The 20,139-nt window shown below is 70.7% G+C and carries 18 protein-coding genes; 10 read left to right on the top strand and 8 right to left on the bottom strand.

Annotated elements, in window-relative coordinates; genetic code table 11:
• Positions 1–68: 68 nt before the first annotated feature.
• On the bottom strand, positions 69–560 hold the full coding sequence (locus tag ACWD3C_RS24670; RefSeq protein ID WP_030599677.1) for an inorganic diphosphatase: 492 nt from the start codon (positions 558–560) through the stop codon (positions 69–71).
• A gap of 79 nt (positions 561–639) precedes the next feature.
• On the opposite strand from ACWD3C_RS24670, the gene dacB reads away from it, so the two are divergent.
• The 6 genes from dacB (at position 640) to folE (ending at position 8,510) form a co-directional block, all read left to right on the top strand.
• A complete protein-coding gene (dacB, locus tag ACWD3C_RS24665) occupies positions 640–2,268 on the top strand; it encodes a D-alanyl-D-alanine carboxypeptidase/D-alanyl-D-alanine endopeptidase (RefSeq protein ID WP_451147366.1) in 1,629 nt (542 codons plus the stop codon).
• Between the two features lie 232 nt (positions 2,269–2,500).
• Complete coding sequence (locus ACWD3C_RS24660; RefSeq protein WP_451147364.1) at positions 2,501–3,634, top strand: zinc-dependent metalloprotease; 1,134 nt, start codon at positions 2,501–2,503, stop codon at positions 3,632–3,634.
• A gap of 191 nt (positions 3,635–3,825) precedes the next feature.
• Positions 3,826–4,905 carry a tRNA lysidine(34) synthetase TilS gene (tilS, locus tag ACWD3C_RS24655; RefSeq protein ID WP_451147362.1) on the top strand — a complete coding sequence of 360 codons (1,080 nt, stop codon included), beginning with the start codon at positions 3,826–3,828 and terminating at the stop codon, positions 4,903–4,905.
• 78 nt (positions 4,906–4,983) lie between these two features.
• Entirely contained in the window at positions 4,984–5,544 is a 561-nt protein-coding gene (gene hpt, locus ACWD3C_RS24650; protein ID WP_451147481.1) for a hypoxanthine phosphoribosyltransferase, read from the top strand.
• 187 nt (positions 5,545–5,731) lie between these two features.
• Complete coding sequence (gene ftsH, locus ACWD3C_RS24645) at positions 5,732–7,762, top strand: ATP-dependent zinc metalloprotease FtsH (protein ID WP_451147479.1); 2,031 nt, start codon at positions 5,732–5,734, stop codon at positions 7,760–7,762.
• A 142-nt stretch (positions 7,763–7,904) separates the two neighbouring features.
• Positions 7,905–8,510, top strand: coding sequence for a GTP cyclohydrolase I FolE (gene folE / locus ACWD3C_RS24640; RefSeq protein ID WP_451147360.1), 606 nt, complete (start codon positions 7,905–7,907; stop codon positions 8,508–8,510).
• Positions 8,511–8,670: 160 nt separating this feature from the next.
• On the opposite strand, the gene ACWD3C_RS24635 is transcribed toward folE, so the two are convergent.
• The 7 genes from ACWD3C_RS24635 to ACWD3C_RS24605 all read right to left on the bottom strand — a co-directional run bounded on the left by ACWD3C_RS24635 (position 8,671) and on the right by ACWD3C_RS24605 (position 15,240).
• Positions 8,671–9,159, bottom strand: a complete 489-nt coding sequence (locus ACWD3C_RS24635) for a DUF3180 domain-containing protein (protein WP_451147358.1) — start codon at positions 9,157–9,159, stop codon at positions 8,671–8,673.
• Between the two features lie 66 nt (positions 9,160–9,225).
• A complete protein-coding gene (gene folK, locus ACWD3C_RS24630; RefSeq protein ID WP_451147356.1) occupies positions 9,226–9,837 on the bottom strand; it encodes a 2-amino-4-hydroxy-6-hydroxymethyldihydropteridine diphosphokinase in 612 nt (203 codons plus the stop codon).
• A complete protein-coding gene (gene folB / locus ACWD3C_RS24625) occupies positions 9,834–10,193 on the bottom strand; it encodes a dihydroneopterin aldolase (RefSeq protein ID WP_451147354.1) in 360 nt (119 codons plus the stop codon). The genes folK and folB overlap by 4 nt, the downstream gene beginning before the upstream one ends.
• Positions 10,194–10,440: 247 nt before the next feature.
• Complete coding sequence (locus ACWD3C_RS24620) at positions 10,441–10,944, bottom strand: nuclear transport factor 2 family protein (RefSeq protein WP_451147352.1); 504 nt, start codon at positions 10,942–10,944, stop codon at positions 10,441–10,443.
• Entirely contained in the window at positions 10,941–11,840 is a 900-nt protein-coding gene (folP, locus tag ACWD3C_RS24615) for a dihydropteroate synthase (protein WP_451147350.1), read from the bottom strand. Before folP ends, ACWD3C_RS24620 begins: the two co-directional genes overlap by 4 nt.
• A 198-nt stretch (positions 11,841–12,038) precedes the next feature.
• On the bottom strand, positions 12,039–13,862 hold the full coding sequence (locus ACWD3C_RS24610; protein ID WP_451147348.1) for a phosphatidylglycerol lysyltransferase domain-containing protein: 1,824 nt from the start codon (positions 13,860–13,862) through the stop codon (positions 12,039–12,041).
• Between the two features lie 217 nt (positions 13,863–14,079).
• Positions 14,080–15,240, bottom strand: coding sequence for an ABC transporter ATP-binding protein (locus tag ACWD3C_RS24605; RefSeq protein WP_451147346.1), 1,161 nt, complete (start codon positions 15,238–15,240; stop codon positions 14,080–14,082).
• A 160-nt stretch (positions 15,241–15,400) separates the two neighbouring features.
• On the opposite strand from ACWD3C_RS24605, the gene ACWD3C_RS24600 reads away from it, so the two are divergent.
• The 4 genes from ACWD3C_RS24600 (at position 15,401) to ACWD3C_RS24585 (ending at position 20,009) form a co-directional block, all read left to right on the top strand.
• Positions 15,401–16,159 (top strand): ABC transporter permease, encoded by a 759-nt coding sequence (locus tag ACWD3C_RS24600; RefSeq protein ID WP_451147344.1) that lies wholly within the window; start codon positions 15,401–15,403, stop codon positions 16,157–16,159.
• The gene (locus tag ACWD3C_RS24595; RefSeq protein WP_451147342.1) at positions 16,156–16,833 is read left to right on the top strand and encodes an ABC transporter permease; all 678 of its coding nucleotides are present in this window, start codon (positions 16,156–16,158) and stop codon (positions 16,831–16,833) included. The genes ACWD3C_RS24600 and ACWD3C_RS24595 overlap by 4 nt, the downstream gene beginning before the upstream one ends.
• A gap of 114 nt (positions 16,834–16,947) precedes the next feature.
• Positions 16,948–17,910: an ABC transporter substrate-binding protein gene (locus ACWD3C_RS24590; protein ID WP_451147340.1), complete on the top strand. Its 963-nt coding sequence runs from the start codon at positions 16,948–16,950 to the stop codon at positions 17,908–17,910.
• A gap of 179 nt (positions 17,911–18,089) precedes the next feature.
• The gene (locus tag ACWD3C_RS24585; protein ID WP_451147338.1) at positions 18,090–20,009 is read left to right on the top strand and encodes a hypothetical protein; all 1,920 of its coding nucleotides are present in this window, start codon (positions 18,090–18,092) and stop codon (positions 20,007–20,009) included.
• Positions 20,010–20,139 lie beyond the last annotated feature (130 nt).

The following is a 20,139-nucleotide window of genomic DNA, read 5'->3' as shown; positions in this document are numbered from 1 at the left end:
GGCACCCACACACGGACGGGCCGCGCGGCCCCAGCAGGGTCGCGCGGCCCGTCCGTACGAGCTGGTGGTCAGTGGCCGCCCTGGTCCTTGAAGCGCTTGTACGACCGCTCGATCTCGGCCTCGGCCTCGGTGCGGCCCACCCAGTCGGCGCCCTCGACCGACTTGCCGGGCTCCAGGTCCTTGTAGACCTCGAAGAAGTGCTGGATCTCCAGGCGGTCGAACTCGGACACGTGGTGGATGTCCCGCAGATGCTCCACGCGCGGGTCGTGCGCCGGGACGCACAGCAGCTTGTCGTCGCCGCCGGCCTCGTCGGTCATGCGGAACATGCCGATCGCGCGGCACTGGATGAGACAGCCGGGGAAGGTCGGCTCGTCCAGGATGACCAGCGCGTCCAGCGGGTCACCGTCCTCGCCGAGCGTGTTCTCGACGAACCCGTAGTCCGCCGGGTAGCTGGTCGAGGTGAAGAGCCGACGGTCCAGGCGGATCCGACCGGTCTCGTGGTCCACCTCGTACTTGTTCCGCGAACCCTTCGGAATCTCGATCGTGACGTCGAACTCCACCGGTGGCTCCTCCATGATCAACACATAGTTCTGGTGGTTAAGTGTCCCTCACGCAGGTGTGTGATCGCGAAAGGGGTTGGTGGTCGTGCCGGAGCTGAAGGCTTGGCGGGCCGCGAGGACGCGTGCGGCACGGTTCACGGCCGCCGCGAAACCGCGTCTGGCGCGCGGCGCGCAAGCCGTGCGACCACGCGTCGTACGCGTCACGCACGCCGTGCGACCGCGCCTCCTGCGTGTCACGAAGGCCGTGTCGGCACGCTCCATGAGGCTCACGACCCTCCAGCTCACCGCCGGTGCGGCCACCCTGGGCCTGGCGCTCTCGGCCGGGGCGGTGGCCGCGGCCGGTCCCTGGGACTCCACGGGTCAGCGTACGGCCGAGCGCGACCGGGCCCTGTCGCACGACCGCGAGGGTGGCGCAGATCACGGACGTAATTCCGGTACGTCGGCCCGTACGTCCCCGGGGGCGCCCAAGCCCGCCCCGAGCGCCGCCTCCGTCCTGGCGGGACTCGGCGGCGCCACGAACGCGGTCCCCGCCCCCGCCGAGAAGGTCCTCGCCGACCTCCTGGACCCGCTCCTCCACGCCCCCGCCCTCGGCGCCCGCCCCGCGGCCGCCGTCGTCGACGTGGCCACGGGCACCCGGCTCTACGCCACGGGCCAGGACGACGCCGTCACCCCCGCGTCCACCACGAAGATCGCCACGGCCGCCGCGGTCCTCTCGGCGGCGGGCCCCGACCACCGCATCACCACCCGCACCGTCCTGCAGCCCGACTCGGACGAGCTCGTCCTCGTGGGCGGCGGCGACCCGACCCTGACCGCCCGCGAGGACGCCGGCGGCAACGCCTCCCTGCGCACCCTCGCCGACAGGACGGCCGCCGCCCTGAAGAAGCGCGACCTCGACACGGTCACACTCACGTACGACACCTCGCTCTACGAGGGCCCCACGCTGCACCCCATCGGAGTGAACACGAACCTCGCCCCGGTCACCGCCCTGATGGCCGACGAGGGCCGCCTCGACGACTCGCAGAGCGGCCCGGCGGACCGCAGCGCGGACCCGGCGGCCGAGGCGGCCAGGACCTTCGCCGGCCTGCTGGCGGACCGGGGCATCAGGACCACGGACGGCGTGAGCCCCTCCACGGCGGCCAAGAGCGCGGAGCCCCTCGCCTCCGTCTCCTCCCCGCCCCTGTCCGCCCTCGTCGAACGCATGCTCACCAACAGCGACAACGACATCGCCGAAGCCCTCGCCCGCCAGGTCGCCGTGGCCACCGGCGAGCCCGCGAGCTTCGAGGGCGCTGCGACGGCCCTCCGCACGGAGCTGAAGAAGCTGGACCTGCCCCTGACGGGCGTCGAGTTCGCCGACGGCAGCGGCCTCGACCGCGACGACAGGCTCACCGCGGGCTTCCTCACCGCCCTCCTCGCCAAGTCCGCCGACCCCGCCCACACCGAACTCCGCCCGATCCTCACCGGCCTCCCCATCGCCGGCTTCACCGGCACCCTCCGCAACCGCTACCCGACCGACTCCTCCGGCACAGGCGTCGTACGCGCCAAGACCGGCACCCTGACCGGCGTGAACACCCTCGCCGGCACCGTCGTGGACACCGACGGCCACCTCCTGACCTTCGCCTTCCTGGCCACGGGGACTGTGGACCCGACGGCAGCGCAGGGGGCCTTGGACGAGGCGGCATCGGCCTTGGCGGAGTGCGGCTGCAGCTAGTGCCCCGAGCGTTTCTGCCTGGCAGCCGCCGCAGGGCCGTGCCCCGTAAGGGGCGCGGGGCTGTGACATATGCGGCTCCGCCGCGTGGGCGCGACCAGCCCACCACGACCCGCAGCTACCCAACGACGCGACGAGACCACGGCTCACCCCACCCCGGCCTCATAACCACACGAGGGCACCCCCACCCCCGTACGCCCTGCCCCAAGCGGCAGCGCTCCCGTACGGTTGACGCATGACGAGCATCGGTGGTGCCGCATCTGCTGGGATGGTCGACTGGAATCTCGCGGTGGCGACCGCGACCCGGCTCGTACGGCCGGGCCCCGAGGTGAGCCGTGACGAGGCCAGGGCCGTCGTCGCGGAGCTGCGCCGGCATGCCAAGGCGTCGGAGGAACACGTCCGCGGGTTCACCCGGATGGGCCCCGAGCAGCCCGACGACACCCCGATCCTGGTCGTCGACCGGCCGGGCTGGGTCCGGGCGAACGTCGCCGGGTTCCGGGAGCTGCTCAAGCCGCTGCTGGACAAGATGCAGGAACGTCGCAGCAGTACTCCGGGCGGGGCCGTGCTCGGCGCGGTGGGCGGCAAGGTGACCGGCGTGGAGCTCGGGATGCTGCTGTCCTTCCTCGCCTCCCGGGTCCTCGGCCAGTACGAGACCTTCGCCCCTTCGACCCGTGACCTTCCGGCGGGGGAGAACGGCGGCGGCCGGCTGCTGCTGGTCGCGCCGAACATCGTGCACGTGGAGCGCGAACTCGACGTGGAGCCCCACGACTTCCGCCTCTGGGTGTGCCTGCACGAGGAGACGCACCGTACGCAGTTCACGGCCGTGCCCTGGCTGCGTGACCACCTGGAGGGCGAAATCCAGTCGTTCTTGGGGGAGACCGAGGTCGACCCCATGACCGTCCTGGAGCGCATCAGGGAGGCCGCCCAGACGCTCGCGGGAGGACGTCCCGAGGGCGAGGTGGGCGACGACGGCCACTCGATCGTGGAACTGGTGCAGACGCCCGCCCAGCGCGAGATCCTCGCCCGTCTCACGGCCGTCATGTCCCTTCTGGAGGGACACGCGGACTTCGTGATGGACGGCGTGGGCCCGGCGGTCGTCCCGTCCGTGGGCGAGATCCGCGAGAAGTTCCAGCAACGACGCGCACGCGGGGCGTCGCGTCTGGATCTCGCCCTGCGCAAACTGCTGGGTCTGGACGCCAAGCTCAGGCAGTACCGGGACGGCGAACGGTTCGTACGCGCCGTCGTCGAGCAGGTCGGCATGGACGGCTTCAACCGCGTGTGGACCTCCCCGAACACCCTCCCGACCAAGGCGGAGATCTCCAAACCGGCGGACTGGGTCGCGCGGGTGCACCGGAAGTCGGAGGCGTGACCCATGAGGAGGTCGTGAAACGAATCCGGCCGACGGCAGGCGAACGCCCCTTCAATCACCCGTCCGAGGGACCGTGGGGCATGGGTAGGCGTGCAATGCTCGGGGAACGGCCCGGTTCTGTCACCATCTACACACTCTGAGTGACCGAACTTCGGGCTCGTCCCCCGAAAACTTCATGAAGGGAACCGGACATGGGTCCCCACCCCGCGGTCGCGGCGATACGCCTGGCGGTGCGCCGCGTACTCCACGACATCCTCACCGAACACGCCCCCACCCCCGACTCCACGCCGCACGAGCAGCCGCCCCCGCCGCTCGTGCTCGTGGCCTGCTCCGGCGGCGCAGACTCCATGGCGCTCGCCTCCGCCCTCGCCTTCGAAGCCCCCAAACTCGCCGTCCGCGCCGGCGGCATCACCGTCGACCACGGCCTGCAGCCCGGCTCCGGCCTGCGCGCCGAGGAAGTCGTCCTGCGCCTGAGAGAACTCGGCCTGGACCCCGTCGAGTCCGCCGCCGTGAGCGTCGGCCAACCAGTAAGGGCGGCGCACAGCGCCTCGGTTGAGGGTGGTGGTGGGAGACGGGCGGGCGGAGGACCCGAGGCCGCCGCCCGTGACGCCCGTTACGCCGCCCTGGACGCCGCGGCCGAACGGCACGGCGCCGCCGCGATCCTCCTCGGCCACACCCGCGACGACCAGGCCGAAACCGTCCTGCTCGGCCTCGCCCGCGGCTCCGGCATCCGCTCCCTGTCCGGAATGGCCGCGGTCTCGGGGGCCGGCGGCCGTTACCGGCGGCCCTTCCTCGGGCTCGACCGGCAGACCGCCCGCAAGGCCTGCATGGTCCAGTCCCTGCCCGTCTGGGACGACCCCCACAACACCGACCCCGCCTACACCCGCTCCCGGCTGCGCCACGAGGGCCTGCCCGCCCTGGAGAAGGCGCTCGGCAAGGGCGTCGTCGAGGCGCTCGCCCGTACGGCCCGGCTCTCCCGGGACGACGCCGACGCCCTCGACACCTGGGCCGGCCAGGCCGAGGCGTCCGTACGCGACGCCACCGGCCTCCTGGAGTGCGCCAAGCTCTACGCCCTGCCCCCCGCCGTACGCCGCCGGATCCTGCGCCGCGCCGCCATCGAGGCGGGCGCTCCGGCCGGTTCGCTCTTCGCCCGGCACATCGAGGAGGTCGACCGGCTGATCACCGGCTGGCGCGGCCAGGGAGCCATCAATCTCCCCGGCCGGGTCGTCGCCCAGCGGCAGGGTGGCAGACTGGTGATTCGGCAAGGCTGAAACTCTCCCCTTCGGGGAGGCAGCCGGTCACCCCTGAAGGGGAGCGGCCGGTGGCAGCCGGTGGGACGACCGAAAGTGATGCGGGTGGACGCGAAAGACATGGGTACCGACCTCAAGCAGGTACTCATCACCAAGGAAGAGATCGACGCGAAACTGGCCGATCTGGCCGCGAAGATCGACGCGGAGTACGCGGGCAAGGACCTGCTGATCGTCGGTGTCCTCAAGGGCGCGGTGATGGTCATGGCGGACCTCGCGCGTGCGCTGTCCACCCCCCTCACCATGGACTGGATGGCGGTGTCCTCGTACGGCGCGGGCACCCAGTCCTCCGGTGTCGTGCGGATCCTCAAGGACCTCGACACCGACATCAAGGGCAAGCACGTCCTCATCGTCGAGGACATCATCGACTCCGGCCTGACCCTGTCCTGGCTGATCTCCAACCTCGGCTCCCGCGAGCCCGAGTCGCTGAAGATCTGCACCCTGCTGCGCAAGCCCGAGGCCGCCAAGGTCGCGATCGACGTGGAGTGGGTCGGATTCGACATCCCCAACGAGTTCGTCGTGGGCTACGGCCTCGACTACGCCGAGAAGTACCGCAACCTCCCGTTCGTCGGTACGCTCGCGCCCCACGTCTACGGCGGCTGAGCCGGACGGGTGGGGCCCCGTAGGACGATCGGGAACCTCAGCGGGTTTCGCACCGTTGGAGCATGCAAGGACGGGACTGACAGCCGCCTCGCGCAGCTTCGGGTGACAATGCTGGGGTACCGTCCGAAGAACAGTCTTTATCAAACTCACTATGGCAGGAGGGACGGGGCGGCACCGCTCCGTATGGATGGACGTGAAGCGATACTTCCGTGGGCCGGTCATGTGGATCGTGCTGGCCGTCCTCGCCGTGGTCGTGTTGATGCAGGTCGTCGGCTCGTCCGGCGGCTACAAGACGGTGGACACCGGCCAGGTCGTCCAGGCGATCAATGACAACAGGGTCAAGTCGGCCAAGCTGACCACCGGCGACGAGCAGACCATCAAGGTCGAGCTCAAGGACGGCGAAAAGATCGAGGACAGCTCGAAGATCCAGGCGAGCTATATCGGCGACCAGGGTGTGGCGTTGGCCACCACCCTGCAGGACAAGTTCCAGAACAAGCAGATCGAGGACGGCTACACGGTCTCGCCGTCCAAGCAGAACCCGTTCGTCGGGATCCTGCTCTCCCTGCTCCCCTTCGTCCTCATCGTGGTCGTCTTCCTGTTCCTGATGAACCAGATGCAGGGCGGCGGCTCCCGGGTCATGAACTTCGGGAAGTCCAAGGCGAAGCTCATCACCAAGGACACCCCGAAGACGACGTTCGCGGACGTCGCCGGCTCGGACGAGGCCGTCGAGGAACTCCACGAGATCAAGGAGTTCCTCCAGGAGCCGGCCAAGTTCCAGGCCGTCGGCGCCAAGATCCCCAAGGGTGTGCTGCTCTACGGCCCGCCCGGAACGGGTAAGACGCTGCTCGCGCGCGCCGTCGCAGGCGAGGCGGGCGTGCCGTTCTACTCGATCTCCGGTTCCGACTTCGTCGAGATGTTCGTCGGTGTCGGTGCCTCCCGTGTCCGCGACCTGTTCGAGCAGGCCAAGGCGAACGCCCCGGCGATCGTCTTCGTCGACGAGATCGACGCGGTCGGCCGCCACCGCGGCGCCGGCCTCGGCGGCGGCCACGACGAGCGCGAGCAGACCCTGAACCAGCTGCTCGTCGAGATGGACGGCTTCGACGTCAAGGGCGGTGTGATCCTCATCGCCGCGACGAACCGCCCGGACATCCTCGACCCGGCACTCCTGAGGCCCGGCCGCTTCGACCGCCAGATCGCGGTCGACCGCCCGGACATGCAGGGCCGTCTGGAGATCCTCAAGGTCCACCAGAAGGGCAAGCCGGTCGCTCCGGACGTCGACCTCGCGGCGGTCGCCCGCCGTACGCCGGGCTTCACCGGCGCGGACCTGAACAACGTCCTCAACGAGGCCGCGCTGCTCACGGCCCGCTCGGACAAGAAGCTGGTCGACAACCAGATGCTGGACGAGGCCATCGACCGCGTCGTGGCGGGCCCGCAGAAGCGGACCCGGATCATGTCGGACAAGGAGAAGAAGATCACCGCGTACCACGAGGGCGGTCACGCCCTGGTCGCGGCGGCCTCACCGAACTCCGACCCGGTCCACAAGATCACGATCCTGTCGAGAGGCCGCGCCCTCGGCTACACGATGGTCCTGCCGGACGAGGACAAGTACTCCACGACCCGCAACGAGATGCTGGACCAGCTGGCGTACATGCTGGGCGGCCGGGCGGCCGAGGAGCTCGTCTTCCACGACCCGACCACGGGCGCCGCGAACGACATCGAGAAGGCCACCGCCACGGCCCGCGCGATGGTCACGCAGTACGGCATGACCGAGCGTCTCGGCGCGATCAAGTTCGGCGGCGACAACACCGAGCCGTTCCTCGGCCGGGAGATGGCGCACCAGCGCGACTACTCGGAAGAGGTCGCCGCGCTCGTCGACGAAGAGGTCAAGAGACTCGTCGAGAATGCGCACAACGAGGCCTGGGAGATCCTGGTCGAGAACCGCGACGTCCTCGACAACCTCGTCCTCGCGCTGCTGGAGAAGGAGACGCTGGGCAAGGAGGAGATCGCCGAGATCTTCGCCCCCATCGTCAAGCGCCCGCCCAGGCCCGCCTGGACCGGCTCCTCCCGCCGTACGCCGTCCACCCGTCCGCCGGTGCTCTCCCCCAAGGAGCTCGCTCTGACGAACGGTGCGAACGGCGCGACCCCGGCGATCGCCAGCGCCGCGGAGTCCGTCTCGGTGACGAAGGAACCGGCCCCGGAGGAGCGTCCGGAGAGCTGACCCACCGCTCCCCGGCGGCCCCACCAGGCCCGGAATGAATGCCGTGCCCCCCAGGTTTTAGCCTGGGGGGCACGGCATTTCGTATGCCCGTACATGAGACGCGTGACCCGTACGCGTCACAGGCTCAGGAACGAGGCACCAGATGACCGACCCCGTGACGCTCGACGGCGAGGGAACCATAGGCGAGTTCGACGAGAAGCGCGCCGAGAACGCCGTACGAGAACTGCTGATCGCGGTCGGGGAGGACCCGGACCGGGAGGGACTCCGTGAGACGCCGGGGCGGGTGGCCCGGGCGTACCGGGAGATATTCGCCGGTCTGTGGCAGCAGCCCGAGGATGTGCTGACGACGACGTTCGACCTCGGACACGACGAGATGGTGCTGGTCAAGGACATCGAAGTCCTGTCCAGCTGTGAACATCATCTGGTGCCATTTGTCGGAGTCGCTCATGTTGGTTACATTCCGTCCGCTGATGGCAAGATCACGGGCCTCTCGAAGCTGGCTCGGCTCGTGGACGTCTACGCCCGTCGTCCACAGGTGCAGGAACGACTCACCACGCAGATCGCCGACTCCCTGATGGAGATCCTGGAGCCGCGAGGTGCGATCGTCGTTGTCGAGTGCGAGCACATGTGCATGACGATGCGCGGAGTCCGGAAGCCCGGCGCGAAGACCATCACGTCGGCAGTCCGTGGCCAGCTGCGTGACCCTGCGACCCGCAATGAGGCAATGAGTTTGATCATGGCGCGATAGCCCGATTGTCAGTGGTGCCCTGTACGGTCCCGGATCAGGAGAGTTGATCGTTGATCAAGGGGGGCGCTGTGGGGTACGGCTGCCCAGCAAGCTGACGGTGAGCGTCGTCGGCGGGCGCCGCCAGGCCAGGAATGTCGAGGCCCGCCAACCCGGGTAACCGTCACGCCGCCGGAGCCGTCCCCGGGCCGTTGTGCTCGTCGTCCTCGGGGAGCTTGCACACGCGTTCCAGGAAGAAGGCGGCCACTATGACGGCGATGCCGGCGAGGACGGAGAAGCCGGCGTAGAAGGCCTGGTCGCGGCGGGCGGGGACTTCCAGGAACTCCAGGAGGAAGATGCCCACGCCGCCGTACATGCCGGAGACGAGGGCGGCGACGAGGGCGCTGGCCTGGCCGAAGACGACGGCGCGGGCGGCGACGAGGGGGTCGACGCCGCGGGCGCCGGGGCGGCGTTCACGCTGGGCCCGGAGGCGGGAGCGCAGGGAAAGGGCCGTGGCGAGCAGGACGGCGGCGATCAGGGCGAGAACGATCGGGGCGGCCAGGGGGACGCGGGGCAGGGTGCCCACCGCGTTCCAGAGGCGGGCCCCGGCCCAGGACAGCACTCCGGCCACGACGAACACCGGGGCCAGCGTCCTGATGCGCAGCTCTTTCACGATGCCCCTTCGGTGTCGCGCGTACGTACGTCGAGCGGATCATCCCGACTCGGTAGACCTTAACGACTACTCGGGCAGCTGGAGTTCCAGGTCGGCTCGGGGTGTGACGCCCTCATGGGTGACGGTGGCGAGGAGCTGGGCCACCGGGCCACGGCCGGGGAGCTGGGCCTCGGGCTCCACGTCGTGCCAGGGGGCGAGGACGAACGCCCGCTCGTGCGCGCGCGGGTGGGGGAGGGTGAGCACCGGGTCGTCGGAGACCACGTCGGCGTAGGCGACGATGTCCACGTCGAGCGTGCGCGGCCCCCACCGCTCGTCCCGCACCCGGTGGAACGCCTCCTCGACCGCGTGCGCGCGCTCCAGGAGGGAGGACGGGGGCAGGGTCGTCTTCAGGACCACGACCGCGTTGAAGTACGTCGGCTGGCTGCCGGGCTCCACGCCCCACGGCTCCGTCTCGTAGACCGGGGAGACGGCCTTGATCCGTACGCCGGGGGTGTCCTCCAGGGCGTCGATGGCGCCCTGGATGGTCTCCAGGCGGTTGCCGAGGTTCGAGCCGAGGGAGAGCACCGCCCGTTTGGGGTTGTGCAGGGTGGTGTCGGCGGCGTCCACCTTCTGCACGACGGAGGCGGGCACCGGCTGTACGGTCGGGTCGCTCTGGCCCTCGGTGAAGGACGCGGTCATACTCGGCTCCGGGTGATGGTGACGGTCACGTCGTCGAAGGGGACGGTGATCGGCGCGTCCGGTTTGTGGACGCACACCTCGACCTCCTGGACCCCCTCGTGCTTCAGGCACACCTGGGCGATGTGCTCGGCGAGCGTCTCGATGAGGCTGACCGGCTCGCCCTCGACCACGGCCACGACTTCCTCCGCCACGATGCCGTAGTGCACCGTCTTCGCCAGGTCGTCGTCGGCCGCGGCAGGTCGGGTGTCCAGGCCCAGCGTCAGGTCCACGATGAAGGTCTGCCCTTGCTCGCGTTCCTTCTCGAAGACGCCGTGGTGCCCTCGGCCCCTCAGGCCGCGCAGCGCGACACGATCCACGCGAATCACTCCTGCAATCGTCGGTAAGGGCTGATGCCTGCCGTGCGCGGACGGCACATCAGCCATCCTCGAATCTACCTGCGGGCACTGACAGCGCTCGGCCACGGGGGCCCGGGTCCCCGCCTGTACGGGCAGGGTTCACCGGGCGTTTCCCCCGGGGAACACGGCGGCTCACGGGCTGGTAGCCGCCCATACCCAGGGGCCCGTGATTCCAACCACTCGGCGCCCCTGAAAGCCGACTACCCACTCAGGCGGGGGTGTCGTCGCCCTCGTCCTCCTCGGATTCGGCCAGGACGGGGGAGGCGTGGTGCGACCAGAGCTTCCAGCCGTCGGGCGTACGGCGGAACAGGTTCGTGGCGACCACGAGCTGCCCGACGAGCGGCCCCAGTTCGTTGCTGTCCTCCGGGGGCGGCCCGCCGCTGAGGATGTTCTCGGTACAGGTCACCAGGGCGGTGTCGCCGGTGACGGAGACATGTACGTCCGTGAGGAAGAACTGGATGTAGTCCGTGTTCGCCATGATCAGCGCGTACGACCTGAGCACCTCGCCGCGGCCGGTGAGGACCGGCCAGCCCGGGTGCACGCAGGAGACCACGCCCGTCTCCGCCGGATCGTGGTACTCCTCGTCGACGCCCAGGTCCGAGGGGGTCAGCCAGAGCGAGGAGACCGTTTCGAAGTCACCGCGCTCCAACGCCTCGTAGAAGGCCGTGTTGGCGAGTTCGACCTGCTCGACGTCGGTGTGGGCCGCGCTCACCGGGATCCTTCCGGGCTTCTGGGGGCGGTCGCGGGCGTACGGGCGCCTTCCACGGCCCGTGCCACGCGTACGGCGTCGGCGGTGGCCCGTACCTCGTGCACACGGACCGCCCAGGCGCCCTGGTGGGCGGCGAGGGCGGAGACGGCGGCCGTTGCGGCGTCGCGCTCCCGCGCGGGCGGCGGGGCGCCCTCGGGGCCGGCCAGGACGCGGCCGAGGAACCGCTTGCGGGAGGCGGCGACCAGGAGGGGGTGGCCCAGGGTGTGCAGGCGGTCGAGGTGGGCGAGGAGCGTGAGGTCGTGCTCGGCGTCCTTGGAGAAGCCGAGGCCCGGGTCGACGATGATCCGGTCGGCGGCGATGCCCCCCTCCAGAACGGCCTCCACGCGTGCGTGCAGCTCGTCGAGGACCTCGGAGACGACATCGGCGTACACGCCCTTGACGTTGCCGCCCTCCAGGAAGCCGCGCCAGTGCATCACCACGAAGGGGGCGCCCGCGTCCGCGACCACCGGGACCATCGCCGGGTCGGCGAGGCCGCCGCTGACGTCGTTGACGAGGGCGGCACCGGCCGCGAGGGCCTGTTCGGCGACCGAGGCGCGCATGGTGTCGACGGAGATCGTGACGCCCTCGGAGGCGAGGCCGCGGACGACCGGGATGACCCGCTTGAGTTCCTCCGCCTCGTCGACGCGGGTGGCTCCGGGGCGGGTGGACTCGCCGCCGACGTCCACGAGGTCGGCGCCCTCGTGGACCAGGGCGAGGCCGTGCTTGACCGCGGTGGTCGTGTCGAACCAGCGGCCTCCGTCGGAGAACGAGTCCGGGGTGACGTTGACGACGCCCATGACCGCGCAGCGGTCCCAGGACGGCAGGCCTGCCACGTGGGGGCGCTGGTTCTGCTTGTTCATGACGCCAAGCCTAGGCCTCCGGCGGTGGGGCGGGATCGCGTCGGGTGGGTTTGGGAGTGTTGTGCTTTGGCGGGTGCGGGTTCTTGGGGGTTGTGGGTTTTTTCGCTTCGCGGTTGTTTGCCCACCCGCCCGCCCGACTCGCTTGGGGGAACAGCGGGCGTTCTGCGGGCACCCAGGCAGTTCGTGGGAGCCGTTCCGTTACGCCGCCCGTACGCCCCGGTCCGGCGTCACCGCGTGCGCGCACGGCTGTGGTGCCCTTGTCCTCCGCCGTAGGGAACGCGGCGGCGTCAGGTCGAGGAAACCCTCCGCACGCAGGGCCGCGACGCCCAGGCGGGGGAGGTCGCGGGAGGAGGCGTAGACGACGAAGCGGGGTTCCCAGCGGGGGTGGAACTTGGCGTTGAACTTGTAGAGGGACTCGATCTGGAACCAGCGGGAGAGGAAGACGAGCAGGCCGCGCCAGGCGCGCAGGACGGGGCCGGCGCCGATTCTCTCGCCGCGGGCCAGGGCCGAGCGGAACATCGCGAAGTTCAGGGAGACACGCTGGATGCCCAGGCGGGGGGCCGCCTGGAGGGCCGCCACGATCAGGAGTTCGTTCATGCCGGGGTCCGCCGAGCGGTCGCGGCGCATGAGGTCGAGGGAGACGCCGTCGGTGCCCCAGGGGACGAAGTGGAGTACGGCCTTCAGGTCGCCGTACGGGCCGGGGACGGAATCCCCTTTGTGGGCCGTCGCGATGAGACAGTCGCTGTCGGACGGGTCGCCGATGCGGCCCAGGGCCATGGAGAAGCCGCGTTCGGTGTCGGTGCCCCGCCAGTCCTCGGCGGCGCGGCGGATCCGGTCCAGTTCGGCGTCGCCGAGGTCACGGACGCGTCGTACCCGGGTCTCGTAACCGAGCCGCTCGATGCGCTTCACCATCTGGCGCACGTTGCGCATCGCGCGCCCGGCGAGGGAGAAATCCGCGGCGTCCACCACCGCCTCGTCGCCCAGTTCGAGGGCGTCGAGGCCCGTCTCGCGGGTCCACACCTCGGCGCCGGTCTCGGAGCAGCCCATGACGGCGGGCGTCCAGGAGTGGGTCTTCGCCTCGTCCATGAAGCGTTCGATGGCGCCGGGCCAGGCCTCGACGTCGCCGATCGGGTCACCGCTCGCGAGCATCACGCCGGAGACGACGCGGTACGTCACCGCCGCCTTCCCGCTGGGCGAGAAGACGACCGCCTTGTCGCGGCGCAGCGCGAAGTGGCCGAGGGAGTCGCGGCCGCCGTGCCGGTCGAGCAGCGCGCGCAGGCGGGTCTCGTCCTCCCGCGTCAGCCGTGCCGCCGGGTGCTCGGGGCGCAGGGCCAGGTAGATCGTCGTGACGGCGGTCAGGAGGCCCAGAGCGCCCAGGGAGAAGCTCACCGTCCAGGAGGTGTCGCCCGCGTAGTCGACGGGGCCCTCGAAGCCGAACAGGCCGTACAGGACGTGCGTGATGCGGTCGGCGAGGCTCGGGTCGCCGACCAGGTGGTGCGGGTGGGCGCTCACGACGGTCAGGCCCAGGACGAGCGAACCGGCGCCCACGAGCACGAAGTTGGCGAGCGCCCGCCAGCGGCTGCGCGGGTCGGGCAGCGCCGTGAACTCGTCCCGGTGACGCAGCAGGGGCGCGAGCAGGGCCAGGGAGACCAGTACGCCGATGAGCGAGTGGCGGTACGTGAACTGGGCGATCGCGCCGGCGGGCAGAAGGGCCACCGCGGCGCGCCACGCCCGGCGCTTGCGCCGCCGCAGCCCGTGGGCGAGCAGCAGCAGGAGGACGCCCACGCTCAGCGACAGCGCGGCCGCGAACGGGCCGAGCGCGCCGGGCAGCACCTCGGCGAGCGCGTGCATACGGCTGTGCCGGAAGCGCGGGAACACGCCCGCGGCGATGTCCACCAGCCCCACGAGGGTGCAGGCCCTGGCCGCCAGGACGGGGACGGCCTCGGGACGCGGACCGCGCAGGGCACGCCGTATCCGACTCGCCCCGGCCCGGCTCGATCGGCTCAGGACCCGGCCCGACATTTCCCCATCCGCCCTGACAGACATCGCATCCCGCAGTTTCGTGAGAGACACGGAAACCGGTGTTATTCCGGCATCCGGCGACATTGCGCCCTGTAGGACGGTGTCTCGGGGAGGGAGGTTCACTCCTCGGAGGGAAAGACGGTTCAAAAGGCAAGGAAAGGCAAGGGAAGGCCTGGTGGCCCGGTGGCCTGATGGATCGGTGGGAGCGCCGGGCGGCTCAGCGGCCGCCGGCCACCGTGTCCACGGTCTCCAGCTCCACCTCCGCGCGGGCGATGTCCCGCGCGTCGGCGGCCGTGGAGCGGCGCAGGGCCTCGTGCAGGCGGGCGGGGGTGAGGACGCCCAGGAAGTGCCCCTCGCTCCGCTCGTCGATGACGGCGATCCAGCCGGCGTCGTGCTGGAGCATCGTCGCGAAGGCATGCTTGAGGGACGCCCCTACGGGGAGCCACGCCTCCATGCGGCGGGCGTGTTCCCGTACGGTTCCGGTGCGCACGCGCGCGTGCTCCTCGGAGATCCAGCCGTGCAGGTTGTCGTCGCCGTCCAGGACGACGGCCCAGCGGGCGTCGAGGTCCCTGGGCAGCGGGTCGTCGAGGTGGACCACGGGCGGCTGTTCGAGGTCGCTCTCCTCGATGGGGGTGACGGACAGGCGCTTCAGGCCGCGGTCCGCGCCGACGAAGTCGGCCACGTAGTCGTTCGCGGGGGCGCCCAGCACGGCCGACGGTGTGTCGAACTGTTCGATGCGCCCGTCGCCGTAGACGGCGATGCGGTCGCCGAGCCGTACGGCCTCCTCGATGTCGTGGGTGACGAACAGGACCGTCTTGCGCACGGACTGCTGGAGCCGCAGGAACTCGGTCTGCAGCCGCTCGCGCACGACCGGATCGACCGCGCCGAACGGCTCGTCCATCAGCAGCACGGGCGGGTCGGCGGCCAACGCCCGTGCCACGCCGACGCGTTGGCGCTGCCCGCCGGAGAGCTGGTCGGGGTAGCGGTCGCCGAACACCGACGGGTCCAGGCCGACCAGGTCGAGGAGTTCGGCGGCGCGCTCGCGGGCCTTGGCGCGCTTGACGCCGAGGAGATGCGGGACGGTCGCGGTGTTGTCGAGGACCGTCTTGTGCGGGAAGAGGCCGACCTGCTGGATGACGTAGCCGATACGGCGCCGGAGCCGGACCGGGTCGACGGCCGCGATGTCCTCGCCGTCGAGCAGGATGCGGCCGCCGGTGGGCTCGATGAGCCGGTTCACCATCTTCATCGTCGTGGTCTTGCCGCAGCCGGACGGGCCGACCAGCGTGACGAGTTCGCCCTCGGCGACCTCGAAGGACAGGTCGTCGACGGCGGTGGTGCCGTCCGCGTACCGCTTGGTGACGTGCTCGAACCGGATCATGGCTTCCCATCATGGCCGTCGGCGCCGGTCGTCGGGTGAAGGCGGTGTCGCGCTCGTACGGCGGCTCTCGGCGATTGTCAGTGGTGGGGTCTAGGGTCGCCAGCAAGTCAAGAACATGCGCGGGCGTTCGGTCCACCCGCATGTGTTCGGGAAATCTCGCATGCGTTCGGGGAATTCGGGGGAGGTGCGGCGGGTGAGCGCGCAGCGGAACTGCCTGGTGGCCAACGACTGGATCTGCGGCGAGTACGTCCGCTCCCGCAGCCAGGAGCTCACCGACGCGACCGTGCAGCATGTGGGGATCACGGCTGCCTCGGTGACGATCGGACTGCTCCTGGCGTTCCCGCTGGCCCTGCTCGCGCGGCGGTACCGGGGCCTGGCGGGCCCGATCCTCGGCCTGACGACCGTGCTCTACACGATCCCGTCGCTGGCCATGTTCTCGCTGCTGCTGCCCCTGTTCGGGCTGTCCGCCTCCCTGGTGGTCACCGGCCTCGTCCTGTACTCGCTGACGATCCTCGTGCGGAACATCCTCGCGGGGCTCCGGGCCGTCCCCGAGGAGGCGGTGGAGGCCGCGCGCGGCATGGGGTACGGGCCGGGACGGCTGCTGTGGGAGGTCGAACTGCCGCTCGCGCTCCCGGCGTTGCTCGCGGGCGTCCGGATCACCACGGTCGCCACGGTCGCCCTGACGACGGTGGGCGCGATCGTCGGCTACGGCGGACTGGGCACGCTCATCCTCGACGGCCTCGACAGCACCTTCAAGGCACAGGTGCTGACCGCGTCCGTGCTGTGCGTCCTGCTCGCGATCGTGGCCGACCTGCTGCTGCTCGGCGTGCAACGGCTGCTCACGCCCTGGATGCGGGCGACGCGTGCGCCCCGAATACGCAGGCGCCCGGCGGTGGTGAAGGTGGCGGAGCCGGCATGAACGCGATCTCCGGGGCGTACGACTGGCTGACGACCGGTGCCAACTGGCAAGGGGAGAAAGGGGTCTGGCACCGGCTCGCCGAGCATCTGTACTTCAGCGGGGTCACGCTCGCCGTGGCCTGTCTGATCGCGCTGCCCGTCGCGCTGTGGCTCGGGCACCTCGGCAGGGGCGGGGCGCTCGCGGTCAACGTCTCCAACGTGGGGCGGGCCGTGCCCACGCTGGCCGTGCTGGTGCTGCTGACGCTCACTCCGCTGGGCGAGCACGGGGATCTGCCGACGCTCATCGCGCTCGTGCTGTTCGCGGTGCCGCCGCTGCTGACCAACGCGTACATCGGCATGCGCGAGGTGGACCGGTCGGTCGTGGAGGCCGCGCGGGGCATGGGCATGAGCGGAGGTCAGGTCTTCCGCCGGGTCGAGCTGCCGCTCGCGTACCCGCTCGTCATGACCGGGTTGCGGTCGGCCGCGGTGCAGGTGGTCGCCACGGCGACGCTCGCCGCGATGGCCGGCGAGGGCGGACTCGGGCGGATCATCACGGCCGGGTTCAACCTCCAGAACACCCCGCAGGTGGTCGCGGGCGCCTTCCTGGTGGCGGTCCTCGCGCTGCTGGTGGAGGTGGTGCTGGTGGCGGCCGGCAAGGTCTTCGATCCCACGCGCGGGCGCTCCGGCGCGGTGTGATGACGGCGGTGGCGTTCCACTGGGCTTCCCATGGACTTCCCACTGGGCTTCGGCTTCGACGGCCGTGATGCCCGACTTCTCGATTTCTTGATCAACTTCCCGATGGGGGTAACGATGAACAGCAGGACGCGCCGAACGGCGCTCGCGATGGTGGCCGTCGGCGCGCTGACCGGGGTGCTCGCCGGGTGCGGCGGGGACAGCCTGGAGGACGAGGGGTCCGGCAGCGGGTCCGGGGACGACAAGGGCTCGCTCGTCGTGGGCGCGGCCGGGTTCACCGAGGCGAAGGTCCTCGGCGAGCTCTACAAGCAGTTGCTGGGCGACGCCGGTTACGACGTGACGGTGAAGACCGTGGAGAACCGCGAGATCTACGAACCCCAGCTGGAGAAGGGCGCCATCGACGTCGTCCCCGAATACGCGGCGACGCTCGCGGAATTCCTCAACGCCAAGGAGAACGGCCCCGAAGCGGAGCCCGTCGCCTCCAGCGATGTCGACGCCACGGTCGCCGCGCTGGAGAAACTCGCCGAGCCCCGGGGCCTGAAGGTGCTGCCGGCCGGAGAGGCGGTCGACCAGAACGCGTTCGCGGTGAGCCGGGAATTCGCCGCGGAGCACAACCTCAAGACCCTTTCGGATCTGGGGGATTCGGGTGTAGAGGTCAAGATCGCGGCCGGTGACGAGTGCGAGACGCGGCCCTTCTGCGCGCCGGGTCTGGAGAAGACGTACGGCATCAAGGTCGCCGGAATCGACCCCAAGGGTGTCGGTACGACCCAGGCCAAGCAGGCGGTGAAGAACGGCACGGACCAGCTGGTGCTGACCACGACCACGGACGCCACGCTGGACAACTTCGACCTCGTACTCCTGGAGGACGACAAGAAGCTGCAGAACGCGGACAACATCCTCCCCGTCGTGAACGCCAAGGACGCGGGCGATCAGGAGATCGCCGACGTTCTTCAGAAGCTGACCGATGCACTCACCACGGATGATCTTGTGGAACTCAACCGGAAGGTCGACGAGGAGCGCCAGAAGGAGGCCGATGTCGCAGCGGACTATCTGGAGGAGAAGGGATTGATCGCCCAGTAGACGAGGCATTGATCGGCCGGTGGGCGAGGCATTGATGGGCCCGTGGACGAGGGATTGATCGGCCCGTGGGTGAAGCGGGCGCTGTCGCGGGCTCCTGAGGCGATGTGAAGGCTTCGGTGTGGCCGTGTTTTTACCGGGCGGGGCACCACGATTCGCCTACGCGCGGTAAGTTTCTGGCCATGCCACGTGGACGTCACCGCCATTCACCGCCTCTGCACAGGCTGCTGCCTCCCACGGCAATCGCAGGCGTCTCGCTCGTCTGCGCCCTCGGGCCCTGGTTGTTCACCGCGCCGGGCGCCCTCCGGGTGCTGGCCGCCATCGCCGCGGCGACCGCGACCGTGGGCGCGGCCGTCATGCGCCGCTGGGACGTCGAGGCGGGCAAACGCGTCGCGGACCTCACGCGCGCGCGGGCGGGCGACGAGTGGCGCCACGAGGAACAGATCGCCGAGCTGGAGACCGACCTGGAGGAGTCGCGCGAGCTGCGCCAGAAGCTGGAGCACAAGCTGCGCGCCAAGCGGGCCGAACTGCAGGGCCTGCGCAACGAGCACGCGGCCCTGCTGCGCCGTTACGCCACGGCGGAGACCGAGCGCGCGAGCGCGCTGGAGGGGCAGCGGAAGCTGGCCATAGAGGCGACGGCCCTGGAGCCCGCACGCGTGGCGCTGCCCGCGGCACTGGGGCCCGCCAAGGGGGCCGCGGCCGCGTCCCCTACGGTGCCTGCCCCGGCGTCCTCCAAGGAGGACGAGCCCCCGGCCGACCCCGACGCCGACGCCGACATCGACGATTCGGCGGAGCCGGAGGGGCCCGAGGCCGCCGTCGAGGACGCCGGGGACGCCGAGGCCGTCGAGGAGAAGTCGGCGATTCCCTCGGTGTTCTCCCCGACCGGTTCCTCGCTCTTCCTACGGGCCAACCTGGCCCTGGAACGGATCATCAAGGACCGCGACGCCACCAAGACCGCGACCGAGGCCGCTGCGCCTGCGACGGAGAACGACTCCCAGGGCGGGCCTGTGGCTGCGGGTGCTCCCTGGGGTGAGTCCGCGGCGGAGGGTGCTTCCCCGGGTGGGTCCGTTGCGGGGGGTGCTTTGCAGGGCGAGTCCGTGGCGGGGGGCGCTTCCGAGGGCGAGTTCGTCGCGCAGGGGGCTTTGCGGGGCGAGTTCGTCGCTGGGGACGTTTCCCGAGGCGAGTCTGTCGCTAAGGGCGCTCCCTGGGGCGAGTCCGTGGCGGAGGGTGTTTCCCCAGGTGGGTCCGTTGCGGGGGGCGCTTCCCAGGGAGAGTCTGTCACTGGGGGCGTTTTCCAGGAGTCCGTGGCAGAGGGTGCTTCCCGGGGCGAGTCCATGGCTGGGCGTGTTTCCCAGAGTGAGTCCGGCACTGACGGTGTTTCCCACGGCGAGCCCGACGCTGAGGATGCCTCCCAAGGCGAGCCCGTGGCAGAGGCCGTGGCCAAGGGAGAGTCCCCGGTTGAGGGTGCGCCCAAGAGCGAGGCCCGAGAGGGCGGGGCCCCGGAGAACGGGTCTCCCAAGGGCGGGTCTCCGAAGGGCGGTGGCCCGGACGGTGGTTCGGGGAAGGCCGGTTCCGGTGGTGCCTCCGCGCCCGAGGAAGGTGAGGCGGAGGGGAAGCCGGAGGCGGTCGGCGGGCATGAGCGCGCGGCCGCCGTGCCCGCCGCCGAAGCTCCCGCTGCCCCCGAGCCCGTGCAGAAGGCCGAGCCCACGGGACCCGCCGACGACGAGCCCTATGCGCAGCCGTCCCCGGCGGCCCACCCGGTGCCGAGGCCCGCGCTGCCCGCGCAGCAGTCCTCCGGCCACTACACGGTCCCCACCGCCGTGGCCGTCGTACCGGCGACTCCTCGCCGGCGCCCGGCCATCGAGGGCGGCTTCGACTTCTTCGGCACCCAGAAGAACGACGCCGCCATCGAGTCCGTCCAGAACGAGGACCTCGCCGACATCGTCGGCCAGGAGGCCCTCGCCGTCCACAAGGCCGAGTCCGAGGCCCAGTTCAAGCACGCCGACGAGGAGTCCCGCGGCGTGGGTCAGGTCATCGATCTCACGGCCCACGACGAGACGGAACGGATCGACGTACAGGGCTTGCGTACGGCAGCGTCGTAATTCAAAAAGCGGCCGCGCCCCCCGACGGGGGGCGCGGCCGCTTTTTACGGGCGCGGGGCTGTGACAATGTGCGGCTCCGCCGCGTGGGCGCGACCAGCCCCACCCACCCGCAGCGGATCCACGACTCCCA

It is taken from the genome of Streptomyces sp. NPDC002845 (assembly GCF_053591955.1).
This window is presented reverse-complemented; position numbering and strand designations above follow the sequence as displayed.